The organism is Paraglaciecola hydrolytica (assembly GCF_001565895.1).
Classification (GTDB): Bacteria; Pseudomonadota; Gammaproteobacteria; order Enterobacterales; family Alteromonadaceae; genus Paraglaciecola; species Paraglaciecola hydrolytica.
This window is the reverse complement of the sequence record NZ_LSNE01000002.1, coordinates 81,147-95,665: the sequence shown is the minus strand read 5'-3', so window position 1 is coordinate 95,665 and position 14,519 is coordinate 81,147. Positions and strand designations below refer to the sequence as shown.

Genomic DNA, 14,519 nt, shown 5'->3' with positions numbered 1-14,519 from the left:
CCCCCCGCCAGTAATCACTGTCATCGCGGGTATTTAATTTGTAATGGGCAACGATGTAATCACGCACGCGCTCAAAACGTTCTTTAGCCGCAAGGTTATAATCAGCCTGATGCAGACGACTAAAACCACCCGCGGCAAATTTGTCCATAAACAGCTCGGTGCAAATCTGTACCAGATGCAAAGCCGTAGCTTCTAAAGGCTCAATAAAGCCTTGGGATAACCCCAGTGCAATACAGTTATTTTGCCAATGGGTTTCAAGACTGCCTACTTTCATTTTCAAATGGCGACAGGCCTGAGGATCATCCAGCGCATTTAAATGCTGACGAAACTCTAGTTCTGCCTGCTCAGTGTTAATAAAATCACTACTGTAAACATAGCCATTGCCGTATCTATTGGTCAGAGGGATTTTCCAGCACCAACCGTTTTTGATGGCCGTGGCCTTGGTTTCTACCGGAATGACGGCGTCGATTTTGCTTGGCATCACCACGGCTGAATCGTTAAACAAGTTATCTTTGTAGGAATTAAATTTCACCCCAAGATGTTGCTGCATCAACACACTAGCAAAACCACTACAATCAACAAACCAATCGGCGGCAAGCTCTTGTTGCTCACTGGTGATAAGACTGGCAATGTCGCCATTAGCCTGTTTAGTCACCGTGACGACCTTACTTTGTTTATGCACCACTCCACATTTTTTTGCTAAAGTAGCCAGAAATTCGCCTAACAAATGAGAATCAAAGTGATAGCCGTATTCCATTCTAAACGGAAAGTTTTTTGGCGTAAGTGGCCCGGCATTATGTTGGGCCAAAACACCATTGATCAAAAAGTCTTCCGGGTTAGTATGGGTAGCAAGCCCTAAACGACGGGTGCGGCAATTTACAAATAAAGCACGTTGGGTAAAGGTATCGAGCTGGGAAATAAAAGGATGACTGTAACTGGCTATGCCCGATTGTGGACTCCAGCCCGCAAAACGAATATTCACCTTATAGGTCGCATTACATTGTGGCATCCACTCGCTTTCGGCTATGTCCAGCATTTGGAAAAAGCGTTTGAGGGTTGGGGTTGAACCCTCACCTACACCAACTATGCCGACTTCAGGTGATTCAAGCAGGGTAATTTCAATATTTTTATCTGCCCATTTTTTAGCAAATAAATTAGCGGCCATCCAACCTGCGGTGCCACCACCAACAATACATATCTTCATCTAAACAAAGGCCCTAGTTTGGCTTAGTGCAAAAGGATTGTAAAAAGTCATCGTGGCTTGGTAATTTTGCCAAAGGTTCATTTTTAATGGCTTGAATGGTATTGAGCATCTCAAACAACTTATCTTTACTCAGGTTATTGGCAATGGGGTGATAATCTTGTGGCACTATTCCCTGCCCCACCAACACCTGCAACCACGAACTTTCGAGGAATAAATCGTTTTGCTCACGAAACAATCTGCCCGTGGCTCTGAACAATTCAATTTTATGCCGCAAACTATCGGGCACTTCCATGTTGCGTAAATCGCGCCAAAAATGGCTGTCGTTACGCTCGTTCACATGGTAGTGCAAAATAATAAAATCACGTATTTGCTCATATTCAACTTTGGACTGGCGATTATATTCAGCCACATCAATGGCTTTAATACCTTGATGAGGAAACATGTGGATCAAACGGACAATGGCCGATTGAATTAAATGAATACTGGTTGATTCTAATGGCTCTAAAAAGCCACTGGATAGGCCAACAGCAACCACATTACGAGCCCACTGCTGGCGGCGGCGCCCCGTTTGAAACTTAATAAAATTAGGCTCACCTATGGCTTTAGAATCAAGATTATTCAATAACAAATCTAAGGCTTGTTGCTGTGAATAATGCTGACTGCTGTAGACCACACCATTACCGTTACGATGTTGCAAAGGAATACGCCATTGCCAACCGCCTGCATGGGCAATAGAGCGAGTGTAAGGTAGTGTAGTGGCATGACGTTCTGAGGGCACGGCTATGGCGCGGTCACAAGGTAACCAGTGACTCCAGTCATCAAAACCTGCACCGAGCTGTTGCTGGATCAACAATCCTCGAAACCCAGAGCAATCTATAAACAAATCACCGGCAATTTTACGGCCGTCTTGTAGTACTAAGGTACTAATAAAACCGCTGTCTTTATCTTGTTCAACGTGTTCTATCAAACCTTCGGTACGCAGTACGCCCATACGCTCACTGACTTCACGTAAATATTTGGCGTATAAACCTGCGTCAAAATGGTAGGCGTAAGGCAGTTCTATGATGGGATCTTTACTGTTTATTTGTGCGAACTTGCCTGCTTTAGCGGCCAGATAATTTAAGTCGTAATCCCATATGCTCGTATTTAAACCCAGAGATTGCGCTCGTTGCCAAAAATGATGGAAATGACAAAAAGCCATGCTTTTGCCAGCTGCCCCAAAGGAGTGAAAATAACTTTCACCTTCGACTCGCCAGTTTTCAAACTGAATGCCCAGTTTGATAGTACCTTTGGTTTTAGCCAAAAATTCTGACTCATTCAAACCCAATACATTATTAAGCAAGCGAATTGGCGGAATGGTGGCTTCCCCCACTCCCACTGTACCAATGGATTCCGACTCTACGAGTTCAACATCAATAGGAGCCCCAATTACTTTTTTGAGTAAGGCAGCGGAAATCCAACCGGCTGTTCCCCCACCTACAATGACGACTTTTTTTATTGGTTTATGCATAGTTCGCTAATAATTAAAAAACCCCAGTTGCTATGCTAACTGGGGTAAGACATGGGTTCAACAACGTGCTGCCCCTAATTAGAAATTTAGTCTCGTAGCGAGTTGCTACGAGACTGCCAGCGTAAACCCTAGTGTTTGCTTTAGAAGCTATAGTTCAAACCTAACAAGAAGTTACGGCCGTAACTTTGGTACTGAGTGATCTGGCGAGCATCAGCACCGTTAGATTGAATGGTAGGCTCATCTGTCAAGTTTTGGCCTTTAAGCGTAACACGCAAACCTTCTAGTCCTTCGATACCAGATTCGCTAAAGTCATAGCCAATCTGAGCATCTAACAGCTCACCACCGTTGTCAGTGGCATTAACCAAAGACAAACTAATACCACGAGTTTCTGACAAGAAACTACTACGCTTAGTACCGGATAAACGTATTTCAAAACCACTATTTTCGTAATAAGCGGTTAAGCTATAAGCTTCGTCTGATAAACCAGGGATTTGTGAACCATCATCAAATTCACCGTCTAAGAAGGTTGCGCTGGCAACAACACCAAAGCCTTCTAGTGAATCATGCAACATAGACATTGGAATGCTACCTTGCAATTCCCACCCTTTAACTGTGCCTTGTAAACCGTCTTGACGGTAAGTCACAGTACCAAGGAAAGTGGCTGGTGGTTGATTATCCGTTAAATCCGAAGAATCGTGATAACCAGGAATGTAGTATTCAGAGAAGTCAGATACCGTGATACCTGTCTCATGCCAGTTTTTCAAATCTTTAAAGAAGAAACTAACCGCGAAAAATCCATCTTCAGCAAAATAGTTTTCATAGCTTAAGTCAAATTGGTTGGCTTCAATAGGTTTCAATAATGGGTTACCACCATTACCAGAAAACGGTCCCTGACCTACATTCGGATTTAATATAGTATTGTCATTGAATGAGAAACTGACTGTTGTATTAGGACGCATGTCATCCATACGTGGACGAGTTAATACTTTAGATAAACCGGTACGTACAAACTGATTATCCGCCACTTCTAAGCTTAAGTTTAAAGTAGGCAATACGTCAGTATAAGAATCACCACCTTCTAACGGGGTTGCATCAACATAACGCGTTGGACCCGTTACCGTACCAAAACCAAATGATTTTTGATCAGCACTGACCACTTGCACACCCACATTACCACGTAAATACATACCACTTATTTCGGTATCGATGTCTAAACGCGCAAAGACAGTGGTTAATTCTTCTTTAACTTCGTAGGTATCACCCAAACGACCGGTTTCAAGATCAGCGGCATTAGTAGCAATATAGTAACCACTGTTGTACAAGGCTAAACCATCATAAGCAACTACACCTTTAATGCCTAAAAAGCTTAGGTCCGCATAACCCAGTACATCAGGGATAGGGCCGTCACTAGGCCATGTTGGAGCGGTTAAATAGGCACCATTGTTTACTTTAGATTTGGTTCTTTCTGAATAAACCACACCAGCGGTAAATTGCGTAAAAATACTCCAATCAACTGCACCGTTTATTTCTAAACGCAAACTATCTAAATCTTCGGCAAAAACAGGTTTGTTAACAAATCCATCTTGAGCTGTATTCGGTGCAAAACCATCTACTCCTTGAAAAGCGGCGACTGGATCTAAGCTACCACCCCAGGCTTGTGGGCCCGCAAGAGTAATAATGCTTGGATCAGTTAAATCAAGAGGTGCCATAGTCGGGTGGTCAGAAAACACCACGCCAGTAGACGTTTGTTGCCAAGAACGTGCAGTAATCGGACGTCCATCAATACCAGCACGGCCTACACCAGAATAACTTTCAATGTCGGCGATGGTTTTATCAACTTTGCCAGTAGAATAATCCAATACCGCTGACCAATTATCATTGATTTGATATTCAACATTAAGCCCTATAGTTGAAAGCTCAGCATCTTGACTACGGCCGTCATTACGAATGACTGAATAAAAACCATCGTAGTAACCAGAAGTGACTAAACCGTCTTCTACACCAGTAATGTTATAAGCGCCAGTGCCCCATTCGGCACCGCCTTCTTCCAAACCACGTCTAACATCGTTCTCTGAGAAATCGATATAAAGTGCATCAAGTTGCACATTTAATTTATCTGAAGGTGCCCACTGTACTACGGCAGCAATAGAATCACGCTCCATCATGGCAGAACGTACAAATGAATCATGACCACCAGAGACTACGTCACCAGCAGAAGATGCAACGCTATCCGTTGCACGGCGATCAGAATCTTGATTTACCGTTGCATAGCCCCAACCACGGAATTGCTCTTCTTGACGCGGGGTTTCCATTGAAGCGATAACTAAAGCTAAACCAATAGTGTCATCGGCAAAAGAATCTACATAGTTAAAAGACAAACGGTGTCCTTTATTGTCGTAATCTGGGTTAGCTGAATCTTGGCCGTTTTGCTCATAATCAGCATTAAACGCGATAGTGCGTTTTTGGCCTAAAGGCTTGATGGTTTGTAAATCAACAGTACCACCAATACCTTGCGTGGTTAATCCTGCTTCTGGGGTTTTATACACCACAACATTGGTTACGATTTCAGTTGGGTAAAGGTCATATTCAACCCCACGGTTATCACCCATACCTAATAATTCACGACCATTTAATGAAGTACCAACGTAGTTTTCGTTAAAACCACGAATCGATAAACCACTGGTACGACCGTTCCGACGTTCACCCGCAATACCCGGCAAACGAGCCAATGACTCTGCCACACTGGTATCAGGTAATTTACCGATATCTTCAGCCGACAACACTTCAACGATGGAACTATTATCCATTTTCAAAGCTTGAGCACGCATTAAGCTGCCACGAATACCTGAAACTTGAATGACTTCTAAGTTTTCGTCTTGTACATCACTTTCTTGTGCCAGTGCTGGTGTCATACCAACGGCAAATCCGCTGGTAATTAGAGCGGCTTTTATTAGATTTGGTTTAAAATTTTTCATGTGTGAGTCCCGTGCTTTTGAAAGTTAAAGATGTAATTAGTTGAAAACGTTAATAAACTGTTTTCAATTGTTACACTTTTGTTGTTCTAGACAGGATCCTACAGGCAGTACGACTCATTGCTCAATGCATTGCATACGTATTCAAAAGTGGCCCTGACTTAATGCATACGTATTCAGAACCCCTCACAAATAAAACATCAGAACTTCATGAAGAAAACTCAACATCAAAATGTAAATGGCTTGTTAATCCGTGAGTTAAATGAGTGGCTTATTGTTGAGAAAATCCAAAGATAAGACTATGTACAGTTTGAATACGAATGCATCAGCATCGATTCAAGCAGTTGTATTGCCTATTGAATAATAAAATATGCTACCGTTGTTAGGTGTTTACCTACAGTTTAAAACTATGCTCAAAAAACGTCAGGCTGAATTAGCCAAATTAGAAAACCTCCCCTCTCCAGCTAGTGTGAGTGACGTAACGATAGATAATTTTAACGAAAAAATTAATCAAAGTTATCAACCTCTGATACTCAAAAATTTTGCCGCCGATTGGGAAATAGTTAAAAAATCACAACAATCCCTTGCTCTAGCCGCTGAATATTTAAAGGGTTTTGATCATCAACAAAAGTTAAAGTTAATCAGTCTGCCAGAAGATACCTTGGGGCGACTTTTTTATAACCATGACTTGAGTGGTAAAAACTTTACTGTCAAAAATAGTACATTAAGTGACAGCATCGATCTTATGTTAGAAAAGGATAATAAAACGCGGTATTGCTTGCAGTCTGTGAGCCTTAAACAAAATTATCCTGAACTTATTGCCCAGCTACCTAATAAATTACTGCCAAATACCCAATCATTTATTTGGATTGGTAACAAGGTAACTGTCCCTGCACACTTTGATGAAGCAAATAATATTGCCGTAGTAGCCGCTGGTAAAAGGCGTTTCACTTTGTTTCAGCCAGAACAAATTAAGAATCTCTATATCGGTCCACTAGACTTTACTCCAGCCGGACAACCCATCAGTCTAGTTAATTTACGCGCCCCAGATTTAAGCCAATTCCCTCTATATGAACAAGCCTATGCCAACGCATTGTCTGTAGAATTAGAAGCTGGTGATGCGATATACATACCCACTCCTTGGTGGCACCATGTTGAGTCGTTATCCCCCTTTAACGTGCTTATTAATTACTGGTGGAGTGATAACTATGTTTCCAGTCAGTTGCCCTTTCCTATGTTGATCCATGCATTGCAGGCGTTCAAAAACATGCCAATAGATCAACAACAAGCCTGGCAAAGTATCATGCAACATTATCTATTTAATCAGGATGAAAGTGCCATAGCCCATATCCCCAAAGCAGCTCAAGGCATATTAGGGGAACAAGCAAAGCCAGTGAGCCATTTTATTCATCAGTGGTTGGCCAGTCAGATAAAATAAAAAAAACCCGCCAGTTGGCGGGTTCTTGTATAACTAGAAAAGGCGTATTACCAACCAGTAACTTCGCGTAAGCCTTTACCAATATCAGCTAAAGAGCGTACGGTTTTAACACCGGCGTCTTCTAAAGCTTTAAATTTCTCATCAGCCGTACCTTGGCCGCCAGAAATAATGGCGCCAGCATGGCCCATACGTTTTCCAGCAGGTGCAGTTACACCTGCGATATAAGAAACAACAGGTTTAGTCACGTTAGCTTTGATAAATGCGGCGGCTTCTTCTTCTGCTGAACCACCGATTTCACCTATCATGACAATAGCTTCAGTTTGAGGATCGTCTTGGAACAATTTCAAAATGTCGATAAAGTTTGAACCAGGGATAGGATCACCACCTATACCAACACAAGTTGATTGACCAAAACCTTCGTCAGTCGTTTGTTTTACTGCTTCATAGGTCAGAGTACCTGAACGTGAAACGATACCGACTTTACCAGGCTTATGAATATGACCAGGCATGATACCGATTTTACATTCACCAGGAGTGATTACGCCTGGGCAGTTTGGACCGATCATACGAACGCCTTTAACGTTCAAATACTCTTTCACAAACAACATGTCGATAGTCGGAATACCTTCAGTGATACAAATGATCAACTCGATACCGGCATCAGCTGCTTCAACGATAGAATCTTTACAAAACGCTGCAGGTACATAGATAACAGAGGCAGTTGCGCCTGTTGCTTGTACTGCTTCACGTACTGTATTAAATACCGGAAGATCTAAATGGGTTGTACCGCCTTTACCAGGCGTAACACCACCAACCATTTTTGTACCATAAGCAATCGCTTGCTCAGAGTGAAAAGTTCCCTGACCACCAGTAAAACCCTGACAGATAACTTTGGTGTCTTTATTAATTAATATAGACATTATTTGCCCTCCGCGGCTTTAACAACTTGCTGAGCTGCATCAGTTAAACTGCTTGCAGCAATGATATCAAGGCCAGACTTAGCTAGCACTTCACGGCCTAGTTCAGCGTTAGTACCTTCAAGACGAACCACAACAGGAACGTTTACACCCACTTCTTTAACTGCACCGATAATACCTTCAGCGATCATGTCACAACGTACGATGCCACCAAAGATGTTAACCAATACCGCTTTAACATTGCTGTCAGATAAGATGATTTTGAATGCTTCAGCAACACGTTGTTTAGTTGCACCGCCGCCAACATCTAGGAAGTTAGCTGGTTTGCCACCGTGTAGGTTAACAATATCCATCGTACCCATAGCAAGACCGGCGCCGTTAACCATACAACCTACGTTGCCGTCTAGGGCCACATAGTTAAGTTCCCATTTAGCGGCTTCAGCTTCACGAGCATCATCTTGTGATGGATCGTGCATTGCGCGCACTTTAGGTTGGCGATAAGCCGCGTTGCCATCAATAGCCACTTTGGCATCTAAACAGTGAATGTTGCCATCTGCTTTAATAACCAAAGGATTGATTTCAATTAAAGCAATATCTAGGTCAACAAACATTTTTGCCAAACCTAGGAAAATTTGCGTGAACTGTTTAATTTGAACGCCTTGCAGGCCTAATTTAAACGCCATTTCACGGGCTTGATAAGGTTGAGCACCAACGATAGGATCGATTTCAGCTTTAAGGATTTTTTCAGGTGTTTCATGAGCAACAGTCTCAATTTCAACACCACCTTCAGTAGAAGCCATAAACACGATACGACGTGAAGTACGGTCAACTACAGCACCTAAATACAGCTCATCAGCGATATCAGTACAAGACTCAACTAGGATTTTAGATACTGGCTGACCTTTTTCGTCAGTCTGAAAAGTCACTAAGTTTTGACCAAGCCATTTTTGCGCAAAAGCTTTGATTTCATCTTTAGATTTAACTAACTTAACACCGCCAGCTTTACCGCGACCGCCTGCGTGTACTTGACACTTAACAACCCACTCAGTTCCGCCAATTTTGTCAGCTGCTTCAGCCGCTGCTTCAGGAGTATCACAAGCGAAACCTTCAGAAACTGGTAAGCCATACTCTTTGAATAGCTGCTTGCCTTGATATTCATGCAAATTCATGGTTTATCTATCCGTTTTAATTAAGAAAAAAACCGCTAATTAGCAGCTTGATTTTGGGGCCGTTCTTAATGTAGAAAACGGCAAAATGATGGGTGAGTTTAACCTCCCACCCATCTTCTTTTATTACACGTCCAATAATAGACGTGTAGGGTCTTCCAGCATTTCTTTAATGGTTACCAAGAAACCGACCGACTCTTTGCCGTCGATGATCCGGTGATCATAAGAAAGTGCTAAATACATCATAGGCAATATTTCTACTTTGCCATTTACAGCCATTGGTCTGTCTTGAATTTTATGCATACCTAAAATCGCACTTTGTGGCAGATTGATAATGGGCGTAGACAACAACGAACCAAACACACCACCGTTAGTAATGGTAAAGTTACCGCCTTGCATATCTTCCATGGTCAACTTGCCATCACGACCTTTAAGTGCGAGGTCACGAATACCCGATTCAATTCCAGCCATACCGAGAGCATCACAATCACGTAAGATTGGCGTCACTAAGCCACGAGGTGTAGACACCGCAATCGAGATGTCAAAATAGTTGTGATAACAAATATCATCACCATCAATTGAGGCATTCACTTCTGGGAAGCGTTTTAAAGCTTCAGTTACGGCTTTAACATAAAACGACATAAAACCTAAACGGATACCATGACGTTTTTCAAAACTGTCTTGATATTGTTTGCGTAAGTCCATGATGGGTTTCATGTTAACTTCGTTGAAGGTCGTTAACATCGCTGTGCTGTTTTTAGATTCTAACAAACGTGTAGCAATGGTTTTACGTAAACGTGTCATAGGTACACGTTTTTCAGTACGATTACCTAAGGCTAATGCAGGTACTGGAGCCGCTGAACCTGCTTTTGCTGTAGAAGGTGCTGGTGCTTGCAAGAATTTCTCAACGTCTTCTTTTGTAACACGACCGCCTTTGCCTGTGCCTTTGATCTTGGTAGCATCAAGGCCTTTTTCAGCAAGCAAACGTCTAACTGACGGGCTCAATGCATCATTTTCTTCAGCGGCAGGAGCTGCTGACTCGGCTTTGGCTGGTGCACCACTAGCAGCAGGTAAAGTACCTGCAGTGAAATGGGCAATAACTTGCTCTCCATTTACCGTGGCGCCTTCTTCAGCCAGAATTTCACTCAACATACCATCGGCAGGTGCTACTACTTCTAAAACGACCTTATCGGTTTCAATATCAACCAAATTTTGGTCACGAGAAATGGCTTCACCAGGCTTAACATGCCAAGTCGCTATTGTCGCATCTGCCACTGATTCGGGCAGTACAGGTACCTTAATTTCCACTGCTTCACCTTTTTTATTAGATGTATCTGCTTTACTAGGAGCTGGAGCACTGCTTGTTTTTGCAGCGCTGGCACCGGATTCGAATTTAGCGATAACCTGTTCACCAAGAACAGTGTCACCTTGTGCAAAAAGAATTTCACTCACTACACCATCAGCTGGTGCAACCACTTCAAGTACAACTTTGTCGGTTTCAATATCAACCAAACTCTGATCGCGACTAACTTTATCACCTACAGCAACATGCCATGTAGCGATAGACGCATCTGCTACTGATTCTGGCAATACCGGTACTTTAATATCAATAGTCATACTGGTTCCTTATTTAATCGTTAATGCATCTGCTATCAAGTCAGCTTGCTGTTGGTTGTGAACGGAAATATACCCTACTGCAGGAGAAGCAGATGCATCCCGGCCAGCGTATTTCAACTTAGCGCTTTCTGGTATACAGGACCAAAAATTATGTTGGCTACAATACCAAGCACCTTGGTTTTGAGGTTCTTCCTGACACCAGACCCAGTCGTTAACATGACTAAACTGACTCACGACTTCAAGAATTTGCGCTTGTGGGAATGGATATAACTGTTCAATTCGTATTATCGCCACATCAGTTTGTTCATTTTTGCGACGTTGCTCAAGTAAGTCGTAATAGACCTTACCAGAACACATAACAACACGTTTTACTTGCTTCGGATCTAGTTCATCCACTTCACCAATAACATTGTGAAATACACCTTCGGCCAATTCTTCCATCGACGAAACAGCTAAAGGATGACGCAACAAAGACTTAGGCGACATAACTATCAATGGCTTACGTGTAGGACGCAAGATTTGACGGCGTAACATGTTAAAAACTTGAGCAGGTGTAGAAGGTACACACACTTGCCAATTGTGATCCGCACTCATTTGTAAAAAGCGTTCTAATCTCGCCGAGCTATGCTCAGGACCTTGACCTTCATAGCCATGTGGCAATAATAGAGTCAAACCACAAAGGCGTCCCCATTTTGCTTCACCTGAGCTAAGGAATTGATCGATTACCACTTGGGCACCGTTGGCAAAATCACCAAATTGCGCTTCCCAAATCGTTAAACAACCTGGCTCTGCTGTGGCATAACCAAATTCAAACGCCAAAACCGCAGCTTCAGATAATACCGAATCAAAGATTTCAATTTTACCTTGCTCAGCACTGATATGTGCCAACGGCATGTGCGCAGAGCCATCTTTTTGATTATGTAATACGGCGTGCCTGTGGAAGAAAGTACCACGACCTGAATCCTGACCTGTCATACGTATTTTATTGCCTGATTCGACAATAGACGCATAAGCAAGGTTTTCTGCCATCCCCCAATCCAGAGGCTTTTCTTCGGCAATCATAGACTCACGATCTTGATATATTTTAGCGACGCGCGACTGAAGTTCGTAGTCTTGGGGATAAGTACACAACTTAGTACCTAACTCTTTGAGCTTCTCGACACTAATATCACCCGCATAAGTCATATCCCAGTCATGGCCAAGATAAGGACTCCAATCGACAGAGTGTTCAGTCATTGGACGCCATTCTTCTAAGACACAGGCTCCATGATCAAGGGCTGCACGATAATCGCTTATCAATTTTTCAATTTCATGAGCTTCGATACTGCCTTCGGCCACCAACTGATCAGCGTAAAGTTCACGCGGTACAGGATGTTTTTTAATTTTTTGATACATCAATGGCTGAGTGGCATTAGGCTCGTCAGCTTCATTGTGACCATGACGACGATAACAAACTAAGTCAATTACCACATCGCGTTTAAACTGGTTACGATAATCTAAGGCTAGTTTAGTAACAAACAAAACGGCTTCTGGATCATCAGCATTCACGTGTAATATTGGCGCCTGCACCATTTTAGCGATGTCAGTACAATATTGAGTAGAACGGGTATCTTCGGTTTTAGAGGTTGTGAAACCCACTTGGTTGTTGATAACAATACGTACAGTACCACCCACTTTAAAGCCACGAGTTTGTGACATATTAAAGGTTTCTTGTACTACACCCTGCCCAGCAATCGCCGAATCACCATGAATAGTAATAGGCAATACGAGTGAGCCATCGGTACAGTTACGGCGATCTAAACGAGCACGCACTGAACCAATAACCACAGGATTAACGATTTCTAAATGCGAAGGGTTAAATGCTAAGGCTAAATGGACATTACCACCTGGCGTCGCAAAATCAGATGAGTAACCCGCGTGATATTTTACATCACCGGCCCCCAAACTATGATCATGTTTACCAGCAAACTCATCAAACAATACGGATGGGTTTTTACCTAGTACGTTAACCAGTACGTTAAGGCGACCACGGTGGGCCATACCAATAACCACTTCTTTAGTACCACAAGCGCCCGCATGAGAGATCAGGCCTTTAAGCATAGGTACTAAAGAATCACCACCTTCTAGCGAAAAGCGTTTGGCACCAGGAAACTTAGCTCCTAGGTATTTTTCCATACCATCAGCAGCCACTAAACCTTTTAAAATAGCGACTTTTTCGTCACGTGAAATTTCAGGTTTAGCTTGCACTGACTCTATACGGTTTTGCAACCAACGCTTTTGCTCAGTATCCGTAATGTGCATGTATTCAGTGCCGATAGAACCGCAATAGGTACGATTAAGCGACTGAAACAACTCTCCCAAAGGCAAGGTTTCTTTACCTATGGCATAAGAGCCTACATTATAAACCGTATGAAAATCTTGCTCGGAAAGATTGTGGTGAGATAATTCTAAGTCCCGAACTCTGGGCTGTTTCCAAAGTTGTAATGGGTCAAGATTGGCATGTTGATGACCACGAAATCGGAATGCGTTAATTAACTGCAATACTTTGACTTGTTTTTCATCACTGGTGTTATTGCTAGCTGCAGCGACTGCGCCACCAGCTCTGGCTGCGGGGCCTAATGCAGCTAATGAACGAAATTGTTCACGAATAACACTGTGTTTTGATTCGACTGATACACCATCAACTTTCGGTAAATTATCGAAAATCGCGCGCCATTGTTCAGAGACACTTTGAGCGTTATCTAAATACGCTTCATACATTTCTTCTACATAAGCAGCGTTGCCACCAGCCATGTGAGACGATTCCCACCATGCTTTCATCACGCTTTGTTGCATTGTCGTCCCTTGATTTGATAAGACTTACAATTATATGTGCAATTGCACACGGTACTTTTAGGCTAGCCAATTATTGAAAGGCTAGTTAGAGCAAAAAACACGTTATTGCCATTCACGCATGAATGACAATTTTAACTAAACAGCGCGTTTTAACAACATGGATTTAATCTGTCCAATTGCCTTAGTCGGATTTAATCCTTTAGGGCAAACACTGACACAGTTCATGATGCCATGACAGCGAAACACACTAAATGCGTCGTCTAAGTTACTTAATCTTTCTTCCGTTGCGGTATCACGGCTATCAGCTAAAAACCGATAAGCATGCAACAAACCAGCAGGACCAATAAATTTATCAGGATTCCACCAGAATGATGGGCATGAAGTCGAACAACATGCACACAGTATACATTCATACAAACCATCTAACTTTTCACGCTCTTCAGGTGATTGCAAAAACTCACGGGCTGGCGGTTGATTATCATCATTAATCAAGAAAGGTTTGATTTTTTCATATTGTGCATAGAACTGGGTCATATCAACGACTAAGTCACGTACCACAGGTAAACCTGGTAATGGACGAATGACAAACTTATTACCTTTAAGGGCAGATAAGGGAGTAATACATGCAAGGCCATTTTTACCATTCATGTTAACGCCATCAGAACCACATACACCTTCACGACATGAACGACGGAAAGACAAAGTTGGATCTTGCTCTTTAAGTAAAATCAAAGCATCCAAGACCATCATGTCTTGGCCTTCATCGACTACTAACTGGTAGTCTTGCATCTTAGGTGCGTTATCAACATCAGGATTGTAACGGTAAATCGAAAAATTTAAGTTCACTCTCGTTACTCCTA

At 42.5% G+C, this 14,519-nt stretch carries 9 protein-coding genes; 1 reads left to right on the top strand and 8 read right to left on the bottom strand.

What is annotated here, in order from left to right:
* The 3 genes from AX660_RS01305 to AX660_RS01295 all read right to left on the bottom strand — a co-directional run.
* On the bottom strand, positions 1-1,204 hold a 1,204-nt coding region (locus AX660_RS01305; RefSeq protein ID WP_068371386.1), incomplete at its 3' end, for a tryptophan halogenase family protein.
* A gap of 13 nt (positions 1,205-1,217) precedes the next feature.
* Complete coding sequence (locus AX660_RS01300) at positions 1,218-2,714, bottom strand: tryptophan halogenase family protein (protein WP_068371384.1); 1,497 nt, start codon at positions 2,712-2,714, stop codon at positions 1,218-1,220.
* 140 nt (positions 2,715-2,854) lie between these two features.
* Positions 2,855-5,689 carry a TonB-dependent receptor gene (locus AX660_RS01295; RefSeq protein WP_068371380.1) on the bottom strand — a complete coding sequence of 945 codons (2,835 nt, stop codon included), beginning with the start codon at positions 5,687-5,689 and terminating at the stop codon, positions 2,855-2,857.
* A gap of 406 nt (positions 5,690-6,095) precedes the next feature.
* Here AX660_RS01295 and AX660_RS01290 point away from each other — a divergent pair, with 406 nt between their 5' ends.
* The gene (locus tag AX660_RS01290) at positions 6,096-7,124 is read left to right on the top strand and encodes a cupin-like domain-containing protein (RefSeq protein ID WP_082768706.1); all 1,029 of its coding nucleotides are present in this window, start codon (positions 6,096-6,098) and stop codon (positions 7,122-7,124) included.
* 47 nt (positions 7,125-7,171) lie between these two features.
* Here the strand turns inward: AX660_RS01290 and sucD are convergent, their stop codons facing one another.
* From sucD to AX660_RS01265, 5 genes are all read right to left on the bottom strand, one after another.
* Positions 7,172-8,044, bottom strand: coding sequence for a succinate--CoA ligase subunit alpha (gene sucD, locus AX660_RS01285; RefSeq protein ID WP_068371376.1), 873 nt, complete (start codon positions 8,042-8,044; stop codon positions 7,172-7,174).
* Positions 8,044-9,210 (bottom strand): ADP-forming succinate--CoA ligase subunit beta, encoded by a 1,167-nt coding sequence (sucC, locus tag AX660_RS01280; RefSeq protein ID WP_068371367.1) that lies wholly within the window; start codon positions 9,208-9,210, stop codon positions 8,044-8,046. Before sucC ends, sucD begins: the two co-directional genes overlap by 1 nt.
* Before the next feature lie 123 nt (positions 9,211-9,333).
* Positions 9,334-10,824 carry a 2-oxoglutarate dehydrogenase complex dihydrolipoyllysine-residue succinyltransferase gene (gene odhB / locus AX660_RS01275; protein WP_068371364.1) on the bottom strand — a complete coding sequence of 497 codons (1,491 nt, stop codon included), beginning with the start codon at positions 10,822-10,824 and terminating at the stop codon, positions 9,334-9,336.
* Between the two features lie 9 nt (positions 10,825-10,833).
* A complete protein-coding gene (locus tag AX660_RS01270) occupies positions 10,834-13,659 on the bottom strand; it encodes a 2-oxoglutarate dehydrogenase E1 component (protein ID WP_068371358.1) in 2,826 nt (941 codons plus the stop codon).
* Between the two features lie 135 nt (positions 13,660-13,794).
* The gene (locus AX660_RS01265; RefSeq protein ID WP_068371354.1) at positions 13,795-14,505 is read right to left on the bottom strand and encodes a succinate dehydrogenase iron-sulfur subunit; all 711 of its coding nucleotides are present in this window, start codon (positions 14,503-14,505) and stop codon (positions 13,795-13,797) included.
* Positions 14,506-14,519 lie beyond the last annotated feature (14 nt).